This window comes from Silvimonas sp., assembly GCF_031291215.1.
Lineage (GTDB): Bacteria > Pseudomonadota > Gammaproteobacteria > Burkholderiales > Chitinibacteraceae > Silvimonas > Silvimonas soli.
In genome coordinates this window covers 1-22509 of the sequence record NZ_JARLJK010000131.1, presented here as the reverse complement: position 1 = coordinate 22509, position 22509 = coordinate 1, and the positions used below count along the sequence as shown (strand labels likewise).

Annotated in this window: 18 protein-coding genes; 5 read left to right on the top strand and 13 right to left on the bottom strand. The window is 55.1% G+C overall.

Annotated elements, in window-relative coordinates; translation table 11 throughout:
* Window positions 1-39: 39 nt before the first annotated feature.
* Together rpoZ and gmk are read right to left on the bottom strand one after the other, a co-directional pair.
* Window positions 40-249: a DNA-directed RNA polymerase subunit omega gene (rpoZ, locus tag P4L78_RS15285; protein ID WP_283147955.1), complete on the bottom strand. Its 210-nt coding sequence runs from the start codon at window positions 247-249 to the stop codon at window positions 40-42.
* 122 nt (window positions 250-371) lie between these two features.
* Window positions 372-986 carry a guanylate kinase gene (gene gmk / locus P4L78_RS15280; protein WP_309328709.1) on the bottom strand — a complete coding sequence of 205 codons (615 nt, stop codon included), beginning with the start codon at window positions 984-986 and terminating at the stop codon, window positions 372-374.
* A 799-nt stretch (window positions 987-1785) separates the two neighbouring features.
* On the opposite strand from gmk, the gene P4L78_RS15275 reads away from it, so the two are divergent.
* On the top strand, window positions 1786-3111 hold the full coding sequence (locus P4L78_RS15275; protein WP_283147953.1) for a carbohydrate porin: 1326 nt from the start codon (window positions 1786-1788) through the stop codon (window positions 3109-3111).
* Between the two features lie 803 nt (window positions 3112-3914).
* Window positions 3915-4847: a DMT family transporter gene (locus P4L78_RS15270; protein ID WP_283147952.1), complete on the top strand. Its 933-nt coding sequence runs from the start codon at window positions 3915-3917 to the stop codon at window positions 4845-4847.
* 69 nt (window positions 4848-4916) lie between these two features.
* Here P4L78_RS15270 and P4L78_RS15265 read toward each other — a convergent pair whose 3' ends face one another.
* Window positions 4917-5783, bottom strand: a complete 867-nt coding sequence (locus P4L78_RS15265; protein ID WP_283147951.1) for a YicC/YloC family endoribonuclease — start codon at window positions 5781-5783, stop codon at window positions 4917-4919.
* A 363-nt stretch (window positions 5784-6146) separates the two neighbouring features.
* Here P4L78_RS15265 and P4L78_RS15260 point away from each other — a divergent pair, with 363 nt between their 5' ends.
* The 3 genes from P4L78_RS15260 (at window position 6147) to rph (ending at window position 8856) form a co-directional block, all read left to right on the top strand.
* Window positions 6147-7115 carry a serine/threonine-protein kinase gene (locus P4L78_RS15260; RefSeq protein WP_283147950.1) on the top strand — a complete coding sequence of 323 codons (969 nt, stop codon included), beginning with the start codon at window positions 6147-6149 and terminating at the stop codon, window positions 7113-7115.
* Window positions 7112-8023 (top strand): PP2C family serine/threonine-protein phosphatase, encoded by a 912-nt coding sequence (locus P4L78_RS15255; protein WP_283147949.1) that lies wholly within the window; start codon window positions 7112-7114, stop codon window positions 8021-8023. The genes P4L78_RS15260 and P4L78_RS15255 overlap by 4 nt, the downstream gene beginning before the upstream one ends.
* Before the next feature lie 116 nt (window positions 8024-8139).
* Entirely contained in the window at window positions 8140-8856 is a 717-nt protein-coding gene (gene rph, locus P4L78_RS15250) for a ribonuclease PH (protein WP_309328708.1), read from the top strand.
* Between the two features lie 640 nt (window positions 8857-9496).
* On the opposite strand, the gene P4L78_RS15245 is transcribed toward rph, so the two are convergent.
* The 10 genes from P4L78_RS15245 to P4L78_RS15200 form a co-directional block, all read right to left on the bottom strand.
* Window positions 9497-10072 (bottom strand): MBL fold metallo-hydrolase, encoded by a 576-nt coding sequence (locus tag P4L78_RS15245; protein WP_309328707.1) that lies wholly within the window; start codon window positions 10070-10072, stop codon window positions 9497-9499.
* 598 nt (window positions 10073-10670) lie between these two features.
* On the bottom strand, window positions 10671-12014 hold the full coding sequence (locus tag P4L78_RS15240; RefSeq protein ID WP_309328705.1) for a HipA domain-containing protein: 1344 nt from the start codon (window positions 12012-12014) through the stop codon (window positions 10671-10673).
* Window positions 12015-12023: 9 nt separating this feature from the next.
* Complete coding sequence (locus P4L78_RS15235; RefSeq protein WP_309328703.1) at window positions 12024-12365, bottom strand: helix-turn-helix transcriptional regulator; 342 nt, start codon at window positions 12363-12365, stop codon at window positions 12024-12026.
* 379 nt (window positions 12366-12744) lie between these two features.
* Window positions 12745-13587, bottom strand: coding sequence for a hypothetical protein (locus tag P4L78_RS15230; RefSeq protein ID WP_309328702.1), 843 nt, complete (start codon window positions 13585-13587; stop codon window positions 12745-12747).
* Window positions 13584-15113 carry a hypothetical protein gene (locus P4L78_RS15225; protein ID WP_309328701.1) on the bottom strand — a complete coding sequence of 510 codons (1530 nt, stop codon included), beginning with the start codon at window positions 15111-15113 and terminating at the stop codon, window positions 13584-13586. Before P4L78_RS15225 ends, P4L78_RS15230 begins: the two co-directional genes overlap by 4 nt.
* A 12-nt stretch (window positions 15114-15125) precedes the next feature.
* Window positions 15126-16709, bottom strand: coding sequence for an OmpA family protein (locus tag P4L78_RS15220; protein WP_309328700.1), 1584 nt, complete (start codon window positions 16707-16709; stop codon window positions 15126-15128).
* 1035 nt (window positions 16710-17744) lie between these two features.
* The gene (locus tag P4L78_RS15215; protein WP_309328699.1) at window positions 17745-20072 is read right to left on the bottom strand and encodes a hypothetical protein; all 2328 of its coding nucleotides are present in this window, start codon (window positions 20070-20072) and stop codon (window positions 17745-17747) included.
* A 215-nt stretch (window positions 20073-20287) separates the two neighbouring features.
* Entirely contained in the window at window positions 20288-20740 is a 453-nt protein-coding gene (locus tag P4L78_RS15210) for a LuxR C-terminal-related transcriptional regulator (protein WP_309328698.1), read from the bottom strand.
* Window positions 20741-21302: 562 nt separating this feature from the next.
* Entirely contained in the window at window positions 21303-21764 is a 462-nt protein-coding gene (locus tag P4L78_RS15205; RefSeq protein ID WP_309328697.1) for a hypothetical protein, read from the bottom strand.
* Between the two features lie 636 nt (window positions 21765-22400).
* A partial coding sequence (locus P4L78_RS15200; protein ID WP_309328651.1) for an IS3 family transposase occupies window positions 22401-22509 on the bottom strand: 109 nt, incomplete at its 5' end.

Below are 22509 nucleotides of genomic sequence, written 5' to 3'. Positions count from 1 at the left end.
CTAAATATAGAGGAGGTGGAGTGATTAAGCCGGAGAGGCTTACGGACGCGAGCGATTGAGCAGTTCGCGGCCAACCAGGCCAGCTGCCAGTTCACGCAAAGCCAGAACGGTCGGCTTGTCGCGGCCCGGTGCGTCCACTTGCGGAGTAGATCCGTTAGCGATCTGGCGGGCGCGGTAGGCAGCAACCAAAGTCAGATCGAAGCGGTTTTCGATGCGGTTCAGGCAGTCTTCAACAGTTACGCGTGCCATATAAGTTGTTTCTCCAAAATACCGGGGTCGCTCGCACAGTTGCACGGGCAGCCCATAAAACCAAAATGGCCATGACGAAAACCCGTTATGGCCTTGAATGGTGCCTATTGTACCAGATGGCGTCAGGCTTTGAGCGAAGCAACCAGCTCCGCATGGCGGATAGCCTGGCGCTCGCCACGCAGCCGCTCGGCACGCACCACGCTAATGATGTCGCGGACGGCGTCATCAATATGCTCATTGATGATCACATATTGCGCTTCGCCCACATGGCCCATTTCTTCGCGCGCTTTAGACATGCGGCGCTGAATGGCTTCTTCCGGATCTTTGCCACGTGCGCGCAGGCGCGCTTCAAGTGTCTCAATCGACGGCGGCAATACGAACACGCCAACCGATTCGGCAAACAGCTTGTGTACTTGCTGTGCGCCTTGCCAGTCGATTTCCAGCAGGATGTCGCGGCCGTCATCAATGACCGACTCGAGCCACTGCTTTGAGGTGCCGTAGTAATTACCGTAAACCTCGGCCCATTCCACAAAATCGCCAGCGGCAATCATGCGTTCAAATTCTGCACGATCGACAAAGTGGTAATCCTTGCCATCGACCTCGCCCGCGCGCGCCGGGCGCGAGGTATAAGAAACAGATAGCTGAATTTGCTGATCGGCTGCGAGCAGAGCCGCAACCAGCGTGGTCTTGCCGGCACCCGAAGGGGCCGTCACGACGAAAATAGTGCCTTTTGCCATGTAGAAAAACCTGTGGGAAAACTTGTCTTGCAGGTTAGCACAAACGGAAGTTGCTGTTTACAAGCAATGGCGCACTACAAAGCAGACGCACTTTGCGCAGATAAGCGGCGGGATGCTGACAACAAGGGCCACAAAATCGTCGTTTCAGGGGCGGTTGTCAGCAAAGAACAGCGTTACAAGGCAGTTTCATATGAAATCGACTGCACCAAAACCGCAAACTGTCGACTTTTTGCAACATTTTTTAACACGGCTGATAAACGCTGAAAATCGTAGCAAAGGCACCTTGGACTACAGAAAACACCTTAAAAAAGGTCATGTTTTTGGTCATGTCTAGTGTTTTTTCGCTTATTTCTGAGCAAATCGCATAAGGCAATTTACCTAAGAGAAACACCCGACAGGTGTTCTACTGATTCCTGCCAAAGTCGCTGCTGCTTATCGTCAACGCACAGTTTCAGCACAGGCTTACATGCAGTTGCACGTTTTTGAGCCACCCGCTCAGTAACACCGGACAACATAAGCAAACCTAGTAAAACAGCGGGTTTGCCACAGGATACCGGCGCAACAGGCTGAAATGAAAGAAGCCCCAAGGCGGTGCCTTGAGGCTTGAAGAAAGGCTCTGATACATCAGTCCACTTTCCACGGCAGGTTGATGTAGCAGGCACGTATTACTGACACGGCATTTTATGTAGTACGCCGCTGTTTGTTCCCGAATGTAGCAAGCGTCGTGGCAGCGACCCTCGCTATTTTGAGTCCCCGTACACACGGGTTTTAACACTCGAGCAAAGAGAGAGTACCAAAAATGGCATTCAAGTTCCGCATTACCCACTTCGCTGCCGCAGCCATGCTGGCTTCCGGCGCAATGGCGATGGCTGACGATGCAGCACCGACAGCCCTGCAAGCAGTTGTAGGCAGTGTTACTTCCAACGGTTACTTCCGCGCAGGCTTCGGTGAAGCCGGCAAGGGCGGCGCTCAAGAATGTTTCGGCGTTGGCTATGGCAAGTTCCGTCTTGGTAACGAATGCGATGCCTACGGCGAAATCGGTCTGGATATCCCTGTGTTCAACCAATCCAATGGTGCCGTGTGGACTGCACACACCATGGTTAACACCGACATCCCTTACTCCGCTGACTACTGGGACACCAAGCTGGCGTTTGCCCAGAACTACATCAGCGTAGCGCACTGGGGTGACGGCGCGTTGAAGGATGCCGTTCTGTGGGCTGGTCAGCGTTACTACGATCGTCCTGACTTGCACATGCTCGATTACAAGTACTTGGTCGGTGACGGCACTGGTGCTGGTATCGAAAACATCGCTCTGGGTTCCGATGGCGCAATGTTCAGCTACGCCATCATGCGTCCGGCTGACTCGAACGACATCGGCCGCACCTGGCTGGAAAACCTGTTCAAGGTTTCCAACGTCAAGGCAGGTCCTGGCGCGTTCACATTCAACGCTGGCCTGACTGGTGCATGGCACTCTGACACCACCACCACCGTTACAGACGGCGTTGCAACCACAACCGATACACCGCACACCAGCAATGGCTGGTACCTGTCGGGTATGTTTGATCACCCGGTTGGCGATGTTGGCTCTAACCGCATCGGTCTGCAGTACGGCCGTGGTGCGAACGCTACCGGTAACTTCAGCAGCATCAACCAAGGCGCCGCTTCTGACGATTCCACCCTTCAGGTTATCGACAACCTGACTCTGGAACCGAAGAACAGCCAGTGGACCGTAATGGCCCACGCTATCTATCGTGACGACAGCTACTCCGATCTGACTGGTGGCAAGCGCACATGGTGGGCAATCGGTGCTCGTCCTCAATACCACTTCAATGACATCTTCGGTTTCGCAACTGAACTTGGCTACGAATCGTTCAAGCAAGACAACCTGAACATCGGTAACGAGAACATCACCAAGCTGACACTGGCACTGACTGCAGCAGCAGGCAAGGGCGCTTACTCCCGTCCGGAACTGCGTCTGTACTACACCTACGCCAAGTGGAACGATGCAGCTCAGAAAGATCCTGGCACTCCGATGAACGCAGTTGGCAGCAATGGCCATCAGAGCGTTTACGCGATGTCTACTTCGGGTAGCTCGTTCGGCGTTCAAGCTGAAGCATGGTGGTAAGAATCTGACAGCTGTCGCCGCTTGACCAGGTCCGGTTAAAGGCGGCGAGAAGCTAATCGGATGGAGGAGATTTGGCGGCAACGCCAAAGGGATGAAACACAAGCTGGCGGGGTTGCCTGCCAGCTTGTGGGTCACCTCTCAAACCAGTGGCAGGTAAAGCCACACGGCAGTAAATGTAGCACCTCAAAAAGATCGGCCAAATGAGCTGATCAAGACTACAAAAAATAATCATCAGAGACGAAACAAACCAGTTGTGTTTTCAAAGCCTGTGCCACCGGTCTGACCGGTAGCGGCGGACGATTCACGTCCACCTGGGTTGCGTTTACACGCATTGGTTTTGAAAACACCAATTGCGCCATGCCCGTGAGGGACTGGCTCAGTAATACTGCCTTTCTTGCCGGTACAGCTTGTTGTGCCGGGGCGGTCTGCCGCGAGGTAGCAGCAAGAGCACGCTAACTTATATACCCCGATCGTCTCCTGGCGGTCGGGGACTTTTTTTGTCCGCAAGTCCCCCTTCCCTCTGGTTATTCCTGGCAAGACCCAGCCCGCTTTTCATGGCCGCCCGGCGCAATAACGCCGTTTATATGACGCCCATCCGGGTCATCCGACAATCGGCCAATTTCTCAGACAAAAAGGTCAACCTTGTTAACCATTTTTGCCTAAAATGCAAACCACAATGGCGTGACGGGCATAACCCTTGCTTGATCTACGCTGTGCAACGCCCATGCATTGCACCTAACTACCCCGCAGCGGCCACAAGCCATTCCTGCGGATTGATCCATTTTTTCCTACAGGAAAAAAGCATGTCCTCCACCCCGCTTTCCCGGCCGGTTGTACTGGCCACGCTCGCTGCGCTGTTCTGGGCCGGTAACTTTGTCGCCGGACGCGCACTTCACGGTTCACTCTCTCCTCTTACCATTTCGCTTGGCCGCTGGCTGGTCGCACTGGCTTGCATGGCACCGTTCGTTTTGCCCCGCTGGCGCACCGTCTTGCCGCAATTGCGCCCCCATTGGCGTTCGATTCTGGTGCTTGGCCTGTTTGGTATCGCCCTGTGCAATACGCTGATCTACCGCGGTGTAGCGCAAACCAGCGCAACCAATGCAGTCATGCTCAGCGCGTTTATCCCGATGTCGGTTTTGCTAGGCGGCCATGTTTTCTGCGGATTACGCATGACGCTCGCGCAAACGGCAGGTACGGTGCTGTCGTTCTGCGGCGTGGCGTTCATCCTGACCCAAGGCCATCCGGCCGCGTTACTGCGTCTGACGCTCAATCCGGGGGACCTGTGGATTTTGGTCGCGGTGATGTGCTGGGCGGCCTATACCCTGTTTTTGCGCCGCATTCCGGCGGGCGTCGATAAAGTGGCGCTGTTGTTTGCCACTATCGGCGCGGGTACATTGTTTTTGATCCCGCTTGCCGCATGGGAATGGGCTAGCTCCGGGCTACCTCATCTGACCTTGCACAGTGCCGGCGCGTTGGTGTTTCTCGGGGTCTTCCCATCTGTGCTGTCGTACCAGTTCTATAACGTTGCCGTCGGGCGACTTGGCGGAGCGCGGGCGAGCAGCTTCATGCATCTGATTCCGGCCTTCGGCACGGCGCTGTCAATGTTGTTGCTGGGCGAGCAACTTCACTGGTGGCATATCGCCGGGCTGGCGGTCATTCTGGCTGGTGTAGCCGTGGCGAATGGCGCAATGCGCGGGATGAGTATGGTGCGGCAAGCGCCGGTATCGCTACGCTAGTTCACTGGTTTTCTGCTAACAAAAAAGCCGGCTTATGCCGGCTTTTTCATGCGCTCCATGCCTGGTCAGTTACTCCAGATTCTGGATTTGCTCACGCATTTGCTCGATCAACACCTTGAGCGCCATCGACGCCCGGCTGGTTTCCACCGATACCGACTTGGAGCCCAGCGTATTGGCTTCGCGATTCAGTTCCTGCATCAAGAAGTCCAGGCGTTTACCCACTGCGCCGCCCTTGTCCAGAATGCGGCGGACTTCTTCCAGGTGCGCGGTCAGGCGCGACAACTCTTCATCTACGTCGATCTTCTGCGCAAAGACCACGATTTCCTGGCGCACCCGATCGTCATCCATGGTGCCTAGCGCCTCAAGGAAGCGGTTTTTCAGCTTGGTTTCGTATTCCACAACCAGTTGCGGAATACGTGGTTTGACTTCAGCCACGATGGCTTCCATGCCTTGCACACGCTCCACCAGGTGCGCCTTGAGCTTTTCGCCTTCCCGGCCACGACTGGCGCTGAAGTCTTTGAGCACGCCAGTTAGAAGCGCCAGGCACGCTTCGCCCAGTTCTTCCGGTTGCGGTGCAGTCTGGGTCAACACCCCCGGCCAGCGTAGCATTTCACCCAGCTTCAGATCACCGGTGCCCGGCGCCAGTTCTTGCGCCACACGCGAGGCATCAATCAGTGCTTGCAGCAGTTGGCGATCCAGTTTCAGCTCGCCGGCCGAACCCGCATTGGCATTGAAACCAATGCGGCATTCCACTTTGCCGCGGGCCACGCCACCAGCCACTTTTTCGCGGATTGCGCCTTCAAACGCGCGAAACTCTTCCGGCAAGCGCACCGAGAGGTCCAGAAAACGATGGTTCACCGCGCGTAGTTCCACGGTGAGTGTGCCTGCGGACAGTTCACGCTGGGCTACAGAAAAACCGGTCATGCTGTAAATCATTTCAAATCCTCGGGATCAGTTCATATAACTCTTGTTGGTGCCAGCGTGCGCGCTTTTCGTAACGACGAACAAGCTTTGCACGCTTTTCCAGCTCTGCCCAGCGCAGCATAAAACGCCGCACCGTTGCGCGAATAATTTCTGTAAGGCACGCAGTGAGTTACGCGGCCATGGCCTTTCAGTGCCGACTCAAATCAGCATGTCCTGTTGTGGTCTCGCGACACCACGGGCCTTGTTTTCGGGGCCAAACGACCGGCCAGCCAGCCTCTCCCGCCGCCCCGCTTATTCTCGTAAGCAAGCAGCTTTACTTTCGAGAAGCCGCCACTCACAATGCGCCGAGGAACATGAGTATAACAATCCCCCATAATGACAACGCCCAGTAATCAACCGCTGGCACGCGGCTATCAGCTACAGAACTATACGATTGCCAAGCTGTTGTCTGCTGGCGGCTTCAGTATTGTCTATCTCGCGCATGACGAGAACGACTATCCGGTGGCAATCAAAGAGTATCTGCCCAATTCGCTGGTGCTGCGCCGCGAAGGCACGCAAGTGCAGGCGACCAGTGACGAAAACCTGGCGCTGTTTCGGCACGGACTGAAATGCTTCTTTGAAGAAGGCAAAACGCTGGCGCATATCCAGCATATGAACATTGTGCGGGTGCTGAATTTCTTTCGCGCCAACGACACGGTTTATATGGTCATGGAATACGAGCGTGGCCGCACCCTGCAAAAAGAAATCCAGCTTAAGCATGACCGCGAAGGCGTTGATGAAAAACTCATCCGCCACGTGTTCTTCACATTGCTGAACGGCTTGCGCGAAGTTCATCTGAACAAACTGCTGCATCTGGATATCAAGCCCGCCAATATCTACATCCGCAAAGACGGTTCGCCCGTGTTGCTGGATTTCGGCTCGGCGCGTCAGACACTGACCAGCGAACACAATCGCCTCACGCCGATGTACACACCCGGCTTTGCTGCGCCCGAACAGTACGGCAAGAAAGAACCACTGGGACCGTGGACCGATATTTACGGCGTCGGCGCCACCATGTTTGCCTGCATTGCCGGCACCGCACCCCCACCGGCCGATGCCCGCCTCAAAGAAGACAAACTGCAGGACTTGTCGGTTCGTTATGGCGACCGCTATTCGCCCGAACTGCTATCGCTGATCGACCGCTGCTTGCGCCTGAACGCCGATGAGCGCCCGCAAAGCGTGTTACAAGTGCAAAAACAGCTGGCCGAAGCCGCATCGCGCCCGGCCCGCCGCCGCAGCATCATTCATCAATTGCGCCGTACCTGGCAATCCATCACCACCAAACCAGCCCGAGTGACCGAATGAAGTTTTCCATCTACCAGGACAGCCGCACTGGCGGCCGTAAGTACAACCAGGATCGCGTGGGTTACTCCTACAGTCGCGATGCCTTGTTGCTGGTAGTGGCCGATGGTATGGGTGGGCATTTACACGGTGAAGTCGCGGCGCAGATCGCCGTCGAGCTGCTGACAGACCAGTTCCAGAAAAAAGCCCAGCCTTCGCTGGATGCGCCTTCGCAATTCCTGGCCGACGCCTTCCAGCGCGCGCATGAAGCCATCTTTCATTACGCTGCCAACCATCAACTGGTTGAGGTGCCGCGTACCACCTGTGTCGCCTGTGTGATTCAGGATGGCATTGCGTACTGGGCCAACGTCGGTGATTCCCGCTTGTACCTGGTACGTCAGGGCCGCGTGCTGGCCAAAACCCGCGATCACTCCAAAGTGCAGCGCATGGTGGAAGAAGGCAAGATCACCGCCGAAGAAGCGCTGGTGCATCCGGAAAAAAACAAAATCTACAGCTGCCTGGGCGGCTCTTATCCACCGGAAATCGAACTTGGCGGCAAGATTGCGCTGTCTGATTCAGACTCGGTCCTGCTGTGCACCGATGGCTTCTGGAGTTCGGTAGAAAACGACGAACTGACCCAGTTCTTGTCGGCTTTCCCGGTGTTGTTCTCGATTCCGCAGTTGATGGATCGCGCCGATCTGCGTGGCGGCAAATTTGGCGACAACCTCACCGCGCTGGGCATCAACTGGCACGATGACGACGACGAGAGCGTTTCCAGCTCGGCGTTTGTGTCGACCCAGAAACTGGATCAAGTCACCATCGCCACGCACGTTGATCCCATGGATATCAAGAAAACCGGCGAGATCACCGAAGCCGATATCGAAAAAGCGATTGCGGAAATCCAGACCGCCATTTCGCGTTATTCCAAATAAGCATTCACCGCTTACGCACCCGAAATAATTACTTGTCTGCGGCGCGCCCGTCGTAACGCCGTCCGCTGGGCCGCGCACACGGTATAATCCTTTGATTATTCAACAAGGACTGCCGCATGCGCCCATCCAACCGCCGCCCCGACCAACTGCGTGAAGTGCGCCTCACCCGCAACTACACCCGTCATGCCGAAGGCAGCGTACTGGTTGAATTTGGCGACACCAAGGTCATTTGCACCGCCACGGTCGAAGAATCGGTCCCGTCATTTCTCAAAGGCAAAGGTCAAGGCTGGGTGACTGCCGAATACGGCATGCTGCCGCGCTCCACCAACAGCCGCATGCGCCGCGAAGCCGCACAAGGTAAGCAATCTGGCCGCACGCAAGAAATCCAGCGGTTGATCGGTCGCAGCCTGCGCGCCGTGGTTGATCTGGAAAAACTCGGCGAGCGCCAGATTCTGGTGGATTGCGATGTGATCCAGGCCGACGGTGGCACACGTACCGCCAGTATTACCGGCGCCTTCGTCGCCGTTACCGATGCCATCAATGGCTTGATCGCCGCTGGCAAGCTCACCGAAAGCCCATTGCGTGACCATATCGCCGCGATTTCGGTCGGTGTTTTTGGCGAGACGCCGGTGCTGGATCTGGACTACCCGGAAGACTCCGCCTGCGAAACCGATATGAATGTGGTCATGACCGGTAAGGGTGAGTTTGTAGAAATACAGGGGACCGCTGAAGGCGTACCTTTTAGCCGCGCCGAAATGAACGCGTTGCTGGATCTGGCCGAGAAAGGCATTCGCGAATTGATCGTTTTGCAAAAAACGGCTTTGGCCGCGTGAACCACATCTAACTCAACTTTTTGCCATCCGGCGCGCAGCGCGCCGGATTTGAATGCATCAGGAAGCCGTTTTGAATTTGCTTGAACCATCGCCCCCGCTCACTCCCTCCCGCCGTTACAGCATCGCTCCGATGCTGGATGGGGCTGATTGATCTATAAAATCCATACTACACAATCACTTGCAAAAAAATAAGTGACAAGTAGCACCAATCCGAACGGGGAGCGTTGAGCTTGGGCAGATTGCCACCGAGCTGCTGCCCCCTCAGTGACGATGGAACATCCCTTAAAAAGCATTATGCGACCAAGGCTATCATTGCGGCATCGCGACCTTCATAGTGCTCATGTGCAGAGTGCGGGAGCGATATAGGAGATGGATGGTTCCAATTCGCGACCTCACACTTCAGCCTCGTAAAAGAGCCAACATTTCCCCTTTCATTGCTTGACTCGCGCGAAACCGGCCTCTCCCAAATGCATGCCGGCGACCAAAAGCCCCTCGGAACTGACCATATCCAGTGGTCGTGATCGGAGTGGCCGCCCCAGACAAGCAGGCTCTGGTCGCGGGATCCGACAACTTATGCAATGTGTCCGTCGGTATGTCCTGAGTGGCATTGCGCTGATCCTCGCAAGCACTTCCCCTTCATTTAATCGAACGTACGCAACTTGTTGCTATAGTCGTCGAATATCTGACGCGCGATCAGGAAATTACCGCGCGCCCGATCGCTGGTAAGGGCCAGATTTGCGTCATCCCGCCAGAATTTGAGCTCGCGCTGATGCACCGCCAGTTCCGCATTCGGAAAAGTCACTTGCCCGGCTGCCTTCATCAGCCCGCCCACATGGTCGGGATGGGCGTGCGTGAGCAGGGTGGTATCGATTGCGGATGGCTCGATGCCAGCCAGCAATAAATTAGCCCGCAGCCGCCCGACCCATTGCTTGATACCGCCAGCGCCATCACCGACAAGAATGTTGCGCCCCGCGCGGCGTATCACGTAGCCGTTGATATGTATCACAGCGGATTCATTCTGATACCGGGGCTGTCCACCGTGCTTAACCTGGTGTCCATCAAGGCCGGGCCAGCCCACCAAGAGTTGATCCCCCAACCATCCTTCGAAGTGGTAGTTGAGTTTCTCAACTTTCATCTTTCCTGTAGATCGGTCGATCATGGATCTTTCCCCGATACCACCCGCCACTTCGAGCTCAATTACAAAATAGCGTTCCATATTGCTCACCTAACGGCGGATTAAAATTGGCACCATATTTCCCATCCAGCTCAGTTGCCTTTTGCAACAACTCCGCTTTCGTTGGAGAGGTATCAGAGCGCGAGCAATGCGCTCTCCTGAGACCGGCTTCTTGAGGATTTCAGGCATTACTACAGTTGTAGTCGCCATTAAAAGCGCCAGTACTTCTGAAAACAAACCTTCCTTTGAACCGAAATAACGGTTGACCAACATTGCTGTAACCTCTCTCCGGACTGCATCGGTTGGCACCGCGCAGATTGATGGGAGAGAGGGGGAGACTGACTGAGTAGGGTTTGACTCATTCCGCGATACGACCGAAGCGCTTGGGGAGCCACTAGTTGTGGCGGCACGGCTGGCACCGTGTTCCGAAAGGTTGGAGCGTTTGCGAAGATATGTGGTTGGGCTTGGCGGCCCGTTGTAGCGAAGTGCCGTCATTCCCGCTAGGCAGTGGGGATGACGAACTCTGACCTTGGCCGGTCAGATAGCGAAATCAGGGTAGATTAAGGAGGTAATTTTCTGTTCTCTCTCATGACCGGGTATCAATCTCGATACCCGGTTTGTTTTGTGTCATTTGTGATGGTTAGAATATCTTTTCAACCAAATCCGGCGAAGCAATGTCCCGCACATGCCGGAACGCGCTCTCTATAGCCGTAATATCTGCGTTGGCCACGCCGTACTCTTCAAAGAAAACCTTCCACTCGCGTACCTTGGACCAGACGGCGGCAAAGTGGGTGACGGCTTGCGCCTCACTCAAGCCGAAGGCCGCGCAAGCCGACAGTGCATTGTCCAGGGTAGCCAGTTTGCCCTGTTGGCCAACGCCCAGATGCAGTTGCCGCTCTTGGGCAACACCCGGGCGAGGCATGACGTCATACAGCGGGCTGAGTCGCCAACCCTTCAGCCCATCGTCGTAGATGAAGCCATGATTGCGCAAATGGTCGTCGTCATTGCTTACGAAGATGTTGAAGACCATGCGGCCAAACAGTTCAGAGAGATTGAGCGCCACCATGTCAGGATGGATGTAGGTGCGAACACCTTGGGCGATGTCCATGTACGACTTCAGTCGCGACTCTTCCTCAGAGCATCCCACCAGCGTCAATGCGCTGATAAAGGGAATGCGGCGCTCAAGCGGCCCATCACCAGGCTGGGTCAGCATCCATTCCCGTGGCAATGGCGTCGTCGCGGAATCGGACCAATAGCGGTCGAAGCGGTGAATCAGCATGACACTGCGACCACCCACGTCCACGCAACCCACAGGCGGCACGGTAAGACCGCATTCTGCAGCGAGGCGTAGCGCGGCCATTTCGACTTTAGGCATGTCGAACCGGTCAGTTCGGCTCCGAAACTTGGCCAACTGCAGGCAACCGTTTTCGTCGCGAACCGTTGCCTTCGGGCGGGCACCGCCCAGCGCGGTACCGTCAGTGAAGATGGCCTCCAGTCTCGCCGGTACCTCTTCGCCAGCCTCGATGCGGTCTGCCGCCTCCATCAAGTAGCCTAGACCAATCTCGGAGTTAATCCCGTTGAGTATGGGGGCATTACGGTCGCGGCGGATATCCAGCGCACCGACCCGGTTGCCGCCCGCCTCAAGCAGATACGTGGACTCAGGCAGGCTGTTCACCGGCGCCTTCAGCTTGGATTCAATGACCCTGCGGCCCCATGAGTCGGGGGAGGCATCACGGATGCCACCAAAGAAGGGCAAGCGATTGGCGGGAAACAGCACGTTGCCCTCAACCTGATGGAGATGGCCCAAACTCAGGCTCACCGGGTCTACTTCAATGCGGTATTGACGCTGGAGATAGCGCAAACCATAAGCAAATTCGGAGGCCACCAGAGTATTACCGTCTTCGGTGAGCGTCAGCAAGCCGCACGGCTCGAACGCATCGCCAAGCCATGCGAAGGTGGTGAGTTTGGTTGTTCTGGTTGCCATGTGCGGTCCTTAGAAGTCGAGTTCGTCGCGTTCGGACTGTGAGAGCACGCGCACGCGCTTTGTCTTCTCCCGGTCGGCAAGGCTCAGCAGGGCGGGGTCATCCTCGGAGAGCAGCGACAGCAGGGATACGCCCGGCGCGATGGCATCCAGGTACCGTAGAAGCTGACCTATGGCCAATGCGGGGTCGCCGCTCTCAATGCGCGATGCCGTGCTGCGCGCGATGCCGGCACGCACGGCGGCATCGGCCTGACGCACCTTTCGCGCAGTGCGCAGCCGGCGCAGCTTTTCGCCAATCCCGACCATTTCCTTGGTCAGTGCCGTGCTCAACAAAACGTTCTGTTTACCATTCATGTCCGCCAAACCAGTCTGCATCGATTTAATGTCCGATATCACGAGCATAGCATGTGGTCAGATGGCGGGTGATAAATGTGCGTAAAAACGGATGTTAACTCTTTAATGTCCGATATTGCGGACATTTTAATCAAAGACCCCATATTCCCGCCCGCCACAACGGACACGAGAGGCAACGCGGCCGAAACCCCGAAATAGAAGCAGTGCGGATTCTTGCAGAAATTGACCTGGTAAGTCGTTTGCGGCCATAAGGAAGCTCTGCTTACCGCAACAAACACCTTCACACTTCGATTCAGATGTTCCTCTTCGCGTATCACCAAAATATCTGTCGGCATTCAACCGGCTGTTTGCACCGGACTTGCGATCACGCCCGAGCAGCTCAATGAATCGCGCTTAACAAAGCAGGCGCGCCAAACTCCACCAGCTTGCCGTGGGAGCCATCGAAGTATCGCTGCCAGAATTGCTGCAAGGCACGCATGGTTTGCGGATCGCGATAAACCCCTTTTGCAGCGGTATCTTCCACGATCAACCCAGCGCCAAGCACGTAAATCTCAGCCCCTCCGAAGTCACCGGTCAAGTTGTTATCGGCCACCCGCCTGGTTTCCTGGTCGGGATTGATTTTGCGTACTACCCGTTTGGCATAAAAGCTGGAAATCGAGGAGTTTTCCAACATGTCGGATGCGATCAGCACGATTTTACGTTGCGCACTGGATGCCTTAACCTGGCGGGAAACATCCTGAATACTGGCAAGAACATCTGATTTGCTGATTTCATTGCCATCACCATGAAATGCCTGGCGCAGCGCATTACCCGCGAGTGTTTGTACCGTTCGCACCTGATATGCCTCGCACTGGTCGTAGCGTGCCAGCGCGGTTTTACCGATATCGTTGCGGGTAGCCGGCTCAAGCGCGGGATCAAGCTCGGCGTGAACCAGCTCGTTGGTGTAGTGTCCCTGGGTATAGGCTGAGAAAGCGTAAATAGAAAGCGCATTTCCCGAAACCAGCAAAGGCTTGATGTGATCCGCAATGGACTGTTTCAGATCGGCATTGAAGGGTGTGGTCTGGTCGACCATGACAAACACTTCGATCGCCGGTGCGGTGGTTGGTACCGGCAGTTTGGCGAAGGTGAAGCAACTGCTCAGGGCGTTGGCCGGGCCAGCCGCGCTCGCCACCCCGGCAACGCCGGACAATAGCAGCGCGACCGTCAGGTTGCGTAGCATCATGGTTTGGCATCTCCGTCCAATTCAGCTAATTGTGCTTTCAGGCGTGCGATCTCCGCCTGGCGCTCATCCTGGGCAGCCTTGGCCTGTTCGCGTTCAGCCAGCTGCTGGCGCAACCGAATCAATTCATCGTCTGCATCTGCAGTTACTGCAGCGGCAACGGGAGTAACAACGGGTTCTGCGACAGGTACGGCCGGAGTGACCTGGGCAATCGGTGCAGCCTCGACCACAACGGCTGGCGCTATTTTCCTGGCAGTGGCCATGTCGTGGCTGGAGCGCGTGTGGTCGCGCTCGCTCTCGCGGTCACGCAGATCGCTGGCCCGCTCCATATGCATGAAATCAGTAAAGGTTTTGCTGGTATGCACACCGCGCGTGCCGCTTGAACCATTGCGATCCATCATGCGTTGCTGCAGACCTTCCAGCCGTGCCTGGGCTGCATCGGCAATCTCGCTGTAATGCGCACGGACGTCAGCATAGCTGGAGTAACGACCGCGCCCGATTGCCTTGAAGGCCAGATCACTTTCCCGCCCGGCAAAACCCCACTTAAAGCCAAACAAAACGCCCAGCAACTGCAAAAACACAAAGATAAATGCCAGTACGATGAATGTGCCCCAACCGCCATGGCGGTCGATATTTTCTTCATCCTGCTGCGCGCGGGTGTTGGCATCGTTGTTTGATTTCACGTCATCCGGTGGCAACGCGTTGCTGGACATATCCAGGCCGCTGTTGGCAGCCGGCTGTGCCAGTGTGCTTTGTTCGCCCACGACTTGCTGATGCAGCATTTTCTCCAGCACCTGGCCGCGTACATACGTAGCGCCAATTGCCACAAACAGAATGAATACGGCAGTGCCGATCGTCACAATGTACTTGGCATGGCCGCCGACGCGGTTCGCCAGTTGTGTGTAGTGAGGAGTGTCATCATCCAGGTTCTGTGAACGCGCCAGCGCAATATCGCCCGACTGAAAATCATGGCTGCGCTGGTTATCTTTCCAGCCACGGCGTGCTGCAGCAATCTTGCTGGACACATACAACTCATGACCGGAGAAGTGCGTAAACGCGACCAGTAACACCGAAATCATGAAGGCGATACCCACCGCACCCATTTGTTGCAGATTCTCGCTGGCGCCGGGAATCGTATAACCCGCCAGCACGTAGCTGAAACCCATGGCTTCAATGAAAACCAAAGCGCAAGTCAGCACCCAGATCAAAAACGGCGTGCCCCGACGTCCAAGGTCGCCCGCTTTGGTCAGATAAGTGATCTTTTCGTTGAAATCATGCTCATCGCGGATACGGATGAATTTTTTGTAATCACGGCACAAGGTCAATTCGGATTTGAACCAGCCATTGTCGCCGGCCCGATTGGCATCCCGAGCCAGCCGTGCAGTGGCCCCAATGACGGGAAAAGCATACCAGGTGTTCATCCACCACCATTTCACTTTTTCCCAAAGGGTGGCGATAACGACCGCAGCGAGCAGGATGCTGACAATGCTCCATGCTGCGTAGGGGTAGGTAGCAAAAAACTCTTTCATGATCTCTCTATCTCACTTGAGCATTTTGGGATGGAAGTCAGCGACATATAAGGCCCCGGGCAAGCCGTATACCAGCTTGCCGCTCTTGGCCTCAAAGCCACCATTGGAAGGAAAAAGGATGTCCAGGCATTGCATGCCTTGAGAACCACCGGCGAACACGCGATAGAGGATCCCGTTGCTGCCCTGGTAGGTATTCACCGCCGGACTCGATTGCCACTTCGGCTTGGCCGTGGTGCGTTTGTCCGGGTTGTAGTTGGTGTATACCTTGAGTTCTGGCGGATTGGCGGGCGTAGTCCCGTCTTGCAATACCGACAACTTGTTCAGCACGATTAAATGGCCGTTCACCTCATCATGCCAGGTCGTACCGTACAAGCCTTGCAAATGCTGATTGGTGGTGTATTCCCTGTCGTCTTTCAACGCTTTGACGCTACCAATCACGCGTGGACGATCCTGGTCACAGCGCGCCAGAAACGGAGTATCGGCATAGGCTTTGTCGATCAGCTTGAAGCCACTGTCTTGCTGGCGCACCATGCCCAGATTCACCGTTGCCAGTTGCGGCGTAAGTGGCTGGCCACCAAAGTTGATTACATTCGCAGGCAAGCCACCCGCCGTCGGAGAAGGCGCCGCAGCTTTTGCCGGCGAGCCGGAAATCGAAGCGTTGGCTGGCGCTGGCTTTACCGCAGCCACGCTCGCGGGTGCAGTGGTCTTGCCGGTATGGTGCCTGGTTGGGGTTGCAGCCGCCTTGTTGCTGGTCGGCGCGCTGTCTGCGCTCTGTTCGCTGGCACTCGCAAGCGTGCTGGAACGATAGAACTCATATCTTGGCTTGCGGGCTTCAATGAACTGGCGGAAGTTATCTTCGCCGTAAATCTCAACGAATTCCACGCGCCGATTCTGGGAGCGTCCTTCCGGCGTGCTGTTATCCGCAACGGGATAACCCTCGCCAGCCCCCTGGAAATACAGACTGGCCGCGGGGACTCCTTGCGTTTTCATGAACGCAGCAACCACTTTGGCGCGCCGTTCGGAAAGGTCCGCGTTCCAGCGCGATGAACCGGTATCGTCGGTATGGCCAACCAACAGAAGCCGGCGTGTACTCATGGTCTTACGCCAAGCCGCAATTTTGACTGGATCAGTGAGCCCTGCTGGAGGGTTCACATTCGCATATTCACGCGCAATGGCAGTGAAGTACTCAATGGCACGCGGTGTCAGCTGGTCCGAATTGGTTGCGAATTGCGCACTATCGCCATTGTTGTCGCGCAAGGACATGCTCATCCCCTGCGTGCCAGCACCGCCGGTGCTTCCCGCCGTGCCGGTGGCACCACCAGCAGTTGAATCACCCTGCGGATCCACTTTTACAAATGCAACGTCGAGATTGTATTGCTTGGCAATTTTCGACAACTCGCAGCGCTTGTGATCCATATCTGCGCCAATCAGTCCGCCCGCCAATGCGCCAAGCGCAACGCCACCCAGTACAGCCGCAGCTTTCCCGTCGCCCAACTGCTTGCCGATCACTCCCCCAAGCACAGTGCCAACCACCAGCCCCCAGTTACGCGCGGTATCTGCACAAGGGTCATCGCTGGCAAAAGTCCGCTTGAGCAAGCTTTCCTGGCCGGATGATTGGCCGGTTTGCGGGGCTGCACACCCTGTCAAGCTAAGCGCTAGCGCGAGACATGTAATCTGCTGAAATTTTCCATTCAGTATGTAAGTTTTATCAGCCATGTTCATCATAAATATCTTATATATGCATTTATGATTACATAACAAGACATCAAAATCGAGTGTCTGTGCCAGTGTGTTGTGGTTTACGCAATTTATTGTTAGTTTCGGATAAGCTTTATATTGACGACTTGATTACAAAAATAATTACGCGACGGCTCATTCTTCCCAAGGCTGACGAGCGCTGGTAGCGATGAAGGTGCGGGTAAGGGCATCGAACAAAATCTCGTGGCTCAGCGTGGGCCAGGCGCCAACCCGGAAGGCGCGACTGACTGGCGCAGAACTCCGGGTAGGCAGCCAGCATCTGGCGTAAATAACACCGATGAGAAGCCGCGCCTCGCTCAAGTAAACCCAGACAGGCTCACTTGGTTCGAAGAGCAATGGCACTAAGGCTGTCTGCGTGGCATGCATCGCGGATGCCGTGCGCCACTGCCGGATAGCCACAACAATTTAAAGCATCGACTACCAATGATGAAGGTTTCAGGGCTTTTCTCGGAAACCTTCACAAAGGGTCGAGGATGTACAAAGAGTGTGCCCAGAAATTGGTGCATACCAGGTTTGCATACGAAGCGAAAGTCCAAGACCAGATGAATTTTCGCTTTGGCCGAAGAGCGGTCTCGGCTAACAAAAAAAGCACCCGAAGGTGCTTTTTTCAATCTAGTGCAGACGATTTTTGTAGCTTATTTATCTCCTCATATCACTTTTTGGAGCGCCGTTGTTGTCACCGCCTTTCGCGGAAGCTGCGTTTGAGTACGCTTCGCCTGAATCTCAAGGCGTGGACTCCTCAAACCTGGAAAAGATGCTGCGATACCTTGCCCATGCAAGCCATGAAGACTTCAGGCGGGATGCCGTAGTCCTCCGAGTTACACAGCGAGGACTACGGGTTACTGCTTAAACGGCTTGCGTGTCCTGCTATTTTCAGTCGAATACTTTGCTGTACATGGCACGAACCCATTCGCCGAATACCGGACCACGAAGGTAAGGAATCGACACGTCGGCATTGCCTGAACTCGTGAGCCCATTCACTTCTTTGCCAGAGATGAACCACGGACCGCCGCTACTGCCCTGAGTGAGGTTGCCTGACATTTGTTGCACGGAAGGCAGATTGCACACCATCGCGTCACCCATGCTTTGCCATTGTTGCTTTCCGTCATACGGGTAGCTCGGAATCGCATTCGCAGGGTAGCCCATTGCCGTCCAGATTTTGCTGCCCGCTCCGTATACGAGCTTGACGATGCCTACTGCATCCCCCACGCCCTTGCCGACACTATTGGCATGCACGGTGCAGAAGCTCAGATCATAGGCATCGCCTTCTTCGTTATCCGGCCAGGCCCCTGGCCAGAATGGCTGTTGAATTGCCCACTTTCCGAAAGGCGCATTCCCCGCTTGATACGCAGGCACAAAGACGATGTCTGATGCGGCTTCTTTTTTGTACAGGACGCAGTGAGCGGCCGTCATGATGCCATTTTTGCTGACAACAAAAGCCGATCCGCAGCGGTCGATTCCACCCATTACGAAGAACAGCTTGCCTACCATGAGATGAGGGAACGTCTTTGGATCCGCGACCTTCGACGTTGTAAAGGCGTCTACCAGTTCCGGACCGTCCACGGCTGGGTCGGTGTAGAAGTATTTCGACACGTTGGCATCACCCCCGGCCAGTGAGGTCGGCACATCGGGGTACTGCTCTTCGGCTTCAGACCATCGATCAACCGGAAGCGCATTCTGCATGCGCTCAGGCGTCCACAGTGCATCAAGATCGCCAATTTCTTGCTGCTGCCCTGGGACAATGTCGGCCCGATCCACACCTTCTTCCATCCATGGTCCGGATGGATACAGATTCGCATCGACGCTATACCAGACAATGGACCAGCTGTAGCCACGGTCGTAGTCACTTTTAACCCAGACATCGCCTGCACTTCGGCCAAGGATCTGATCGCACCGCTTTTCCCAGTCGCCGCCCGTTCCGTCAGCCCAGTTGCAAATAACGTCGCACCCGACAAGCACCCTGTTTGAATCTCGATAGCCAAACACATGCTCATTCCAGCCGATTTTCCATTTTGCCTCGACGTGATCGGAAGCGCTCGTCACAGACACGCCAGGAAGGCTTGAGCTTTGAAAGCCGTACGTCCATCGTACGGTGCCCTTGTCCGCATCAATTCTTTGATTTCTCGCTGGCTCAGCTTTCGCGGCTTCAATCACCATGGTGAAGAAGGTCTGCCGGTTATTGATCTGCCGCAGGTTTTCGAGCAACTCCTCTGTTTCTTTGGTGAGTAGCCCGATCATTTCGGTATTCAGGGGAAGCTTCGCCTGGTTCGCTTCGATTTTGGATTCGAGCTTGCTGTAGGTTTGTTCGACCCCGGACTTGCCGAATTTTGGGCAGGTGCCATACATCGAACGAACGAGCCAGAACCGGTTGTACAAATATGAAAGTTCATAAAAGACATCGGGGTCGATTGGCACTTCTGCGGAAATCGCGGGGTCGATCATGCAGTAGTGCCGCATGCACGCTTCAATATTCTGCATGCCAGTTTCTGCTGCCTTCGTGAACCATGGCAGAAGGTCGGAATTGACCGTGTCAGGGGTCCACCCTTTCTCCGGTGGCGGCGGAAGCATGCCTGCAACGGTCGTTCTTATGCGAATGTTGACGGTGGCATTGCACTCTTTGGTCGCCTTCTCGAAGGCTGCGGCGCCTTCAGCAGTCATGACCTGCGGCACCTCAGCGGCAAAGGTCTGGGAAAACTTGTTGCGCTGCTCGACTGAGGTAAATTGGCACTGGTACATGGCATACAGCGAAGCAGCGCGGCGGTAGCCTGCGACAAAATAATCGCCGTATTTGTCACGGAAATCCGGGCCGGGAACAACGGCAAGTTCGTATTTATCGGCCACCGAATATTCCGTTTCTTCATAAGAAACGGTGGCAACGAGGGTGACCGACAATTCTGAAACCTTTAGCTCATCAAGAAATGAGGTACTCGCCGAAACTGTCACCCCTTCCATGTTGTAAGCACCCTTCACAGAGCCACTCACCGTACTTTCAAGATCACTTTCGGCCTTGATTAATGCATATTTGAAGGTGGAGTCGACGATTTTGCTGGGCACGACTGTAATCGGTTTGACTGCGGATGCGCGCAGCTGCCCCGTTACGGCATTGACGCCCAGTCCGAGTTGGTACTGCTTGCCCCATCGGCGGCCATCCACTGTGGAGTTAAGCAACGTAGTTGGTAATGAGCTGTGGAATACTTTCATTTTTCAAAATTCCTCTGTTGCCGATAATCGAAAACACGGACCATGCGCAGCGCCCCTTGTGCTTGCGGCAGGCAAGCCATGGGCGATGCGTGACTGGCGAATCAACCAGCAAGCGGGATTACAGTCGGACGGGGGACACGCATGGCTTTGTGTCTAACTTGGAGTGCCGTGACCTGCCAATCGATATGGCATTGGATAGAAGCGTAGGAAACCAATCACGCTAAAAATATGCCATTGATTACGTATTGGTTTCGCACCATAGATGCCAATTCAAGGATTGAATGAGCTGCCACTTTTGCCATGCCGGTTTCTCTTTGTTTGTCGGCTGTGCGTGGGCTGACGCCGCGGAATTGGGCGATATTTTTCGAAGAAAATCCTCGACACGCATAGGCCAAGGTGGTCAATTCAGCAGCTGTCAGAGGTGACAGTGTGGGTAAAGTCTTTAAAACCTGGCGGATCAGATCGACAGAGAGATTGCTACAGGCCAAAGACACCGCATTATTCAGGCCCAATTTTTTTTTGATGCGACTGGCATGGCGCCGAACGGTATCAATTGAAATGCCAAGTTCTCGAGCGATTCGTGGGTAGGCATACCCTTCGGCCACCAGATGCCAGATGTTGGTTTCTTGGGGCGTCAGTGATGCGGGTTTCGCGCCGGCGGCCAACATGCATTGGACCTGCTATGTCGGAGACCGCTCACAACGGAAGATTACGTAGCGCTTGAACGCGCTGGGCAACATCGTGACTGGAGCGAAGGTTAACTGGACACGTTATGCACGTATTACCGAAACTTGGAGGGGGATTGAGGTTACCCATCTGCTGTCACGATGGACATTGGCACAGATAAAAAGGAAGGCAAGGAGCTGAAGCTGGACGGCACCAAACCGGAACGCGGTGTGCCGACGGCGACTGCATCAATCCAAAAGCTGATTGAATGATGCAGGATTGGCTTTGATCAACGACGGGATGGAATCAATGCCGCCATGAGAAAAATCTCGAGGCTATTGGATTTCTGAAACCACGAGCCGAAACAAAAAATGCCGCAGAAATCCACCTCTTCCAGGGCGACGCGCTGCGTCGTGAGGATGGCCGATATCCCGCCGGTTCTATTGGTGCATTGGCTGCAGCCGGCCGAAGCAGATGTTGGCAGCCATCACCGCCAATGGCCGCAACCGACCCGCAGCAGACCCACCGAGACAGGGCGTTTCCTACTCTGAGCGGTACTTCCAGCTATAGGACTGGACAGCCGACTTGTGATGCCTTGTCAAACGGCTCCTGCCCTGTTTTGATTTGGTACATAGTCAACTGGGCTTGGCTTCCGGGTATGGACCAGATCATAAATTCTCTCACGTTCGCCTTCTGATATTTGGCGTCGTAAACCAACCGCACTTCGTTTGGAAAACAGGACGATGCGATTAGAACAGAAGATTCATATTCTCCGTATTGAGCCATCGAAGTCTGGGCTGCGGAAATGAACTGATCTCTGGTGATAGACGCCTTCATTGCGGCGGAACCCAAGTCGTACAGGTCCGTGTAGTCGTGTTTGCCATAGAGCTCACGGAATTTTTCAACGGCGTTGAGTGCTTGCGCCTTATCTTCATCGAAGGACCCTGCCTTAACATGCGCATCACAAGCAGACAGCGCTGCAGCACACAGCAACAAAAGAATCTGATATCGATAGTGTTTGCACATGGTGGAAGTGCTATTGCAGAGCGTTCTGATCATTTTTGAAATGGGGAGGAGTGGGCACCCGTTTATGAGCGCAAACATCTGTTATTAGTGAGTTAATTATTCCGTCTGCTCCTGGCCAACAGCGATCAATTTAGCACACAGGCCCCAATTCCAGCTTAGGCCGACGAGCAGCGGTTAGTTGGTCGGGCTTGGCAGCAAATCGGCCTTTGCGGCCGTTGATGCCACTGGGCTAGTATGGCTGCTACCCGCCAGAAGCAGACATTGACCGCGGGGACAATTAGTCTGTATAGATTTCAGGGTAAGTGAGGAACGGAATGATGAACCTGCTATCAATTGCCAGCCATAAATCCAAATACAGCAGTGGCTTCTACCCGACCTTTGCCATTGACGGGGTACCTCTGGAGGTTTGGCTGCCCAGGCAGAACCCAGCTGCTGAGTTCCACCTCATAGCAGCCCACTCAGGCTTGCACAGTGATGAGGATAACTCGTTGATATGGAATCGGATATATTCCACTGCGCCTGGTTGGAAGACTTTGGTGCCCCTACTTGTCTGCCCTGATGACCTAGATTTGACCTGCACAGTTATTGTCGCAGAGCAGTGCGCCCTGGTCTGGCCCGGCCTCAACGGACACCGGGTTAAGCACTGAGTGCTGAATTACGCAGCTCGAATTCCGCCGGGGTCAGATACCCCAGCGTCGAATGGCGGCGATGATGGTTGTAAAACCGGATGTAATCGAACACATCC

What these genes read in the sequence shown, in the direction of transcription:
- rpoZ (WP_283147955.1), bottom strand. Translation starts at nt 249, where the DNA reads ATGGCACGCGTAACTGTTGAAGACTGCCTGAACCGCATCGAAAACCGC.
- gmk (WP_309328709.1), bottom strand. Translation starts at nt 986, where the DNA reads ATGGCAAAAGGCACTATTTTCGTCGTGACGGCCCCTTCGGGTGCCGGC.
- P4L78_RS15275 (WP_283147953.1), top strand. Translation starts at nt 1,786, where the DNA reads ATGGCATTCAAGTTCCGCATTACCCACTTCGCTGCCGCAGCCATGCTG.
- P4L78_RS15270 (WP_283147952.1), top strand. Translation starts at nt 3,915, where the DNA reads ATGTCCTCCACCCCGCTTTCCCGGCCGGTTGTACTGGCCACGCTCGCT.
- P4L78_RS15265 (WP_283147951.1), bottom strand. Translation starts at nt 5,783, where the DNA reads ATGATTTACAGCATGACCGGTTTTTCTGTAGCCCAGCGTGAACTGTCC.
- P4L78_RS15260 (WP_283147950.1), top strand. Translation starts at nt 6,147, where the DNA reads ATGACAACGCCCAGTAATCAACCGCTGGCACGCGGCTATCAGCTACAG.
- P4L78_RS15255 (WP_283147949.1), top strand. Translation starts at nt 7,112, where the DNA reads ATGAAGTTTTCCATCTACCAGGACAGCCGCACTGGCGGCCGTAAGTAC.
- rph (WP_309328708.1), top strand. Translation starts at nt 8,140, where the DNA reads ATGCGCCCATCCAACCGCCGCCCCGACCAACTGCGTGAAGTGCGCCTC.
- P4L78_RS15245 (WP_309328707.1), bottom strand. Translation starts at nt 10,072, where the DNA reads ATGGAACGCTATTTTGTAATTGAGCTCGAAGTGGCGGGTGGTATCGGG.
- P4L78_RS15240 (WP_309328705.1), bottom strand. Translation starts at nt 12,014, where the DNA reads ATGGCAACCAGAACAACCAAACTCACCACCTTCGCATGGCTTGGCGAT.
- P4L78_RS15235 (WP_309328703.1), bottom strand. Translation starts at nt 12,365, where the DNA reads ATGAATGGTAAACAGAACGTTTTGTTGAGCACGGCACTGACCAAGGAA.
- P4L78_RS15230 (WP_309328702.1), bottom strand. Translation starts at nt 13,587, where the DNA reads ATGATGCTACGCAACCTGACGGTCGCGCTGCTATTGTCCGGCGTTGCC.
- P4L78_RS15225 (WP_309328701.1), bottom strand. Translation starts at nt 15,113, where the DNA reads ATGAAAGAGTTTTTTGCTACCTACCCCTACGCAGCATGGAGCATTGTC.
- P4L78_RS15215 (WP_309328699.1), bottom strand. Translation starts at nt 20,072, where the DNA reads ATGAAAGTATTCCACAGCTCATTACCAACTACGTTGCTTAACTCCACA.
- P4L78_RS15210 (WP_309328698.1), bottom strand. Translation starts at nt 20,740, where the DNA reads ATGTTGGCCGCCGGCGCGAAACCCGCATCACTGACGCCCCAAGAAACC.
- P4L78_RS15205 (WP_309328697.1), bottom strand. Translation starts at nt 21,764, where the DNA reads ATGTGCAAACACTATCGATATCAGATTCTTTTGTTGCTGTGTGCTGCA.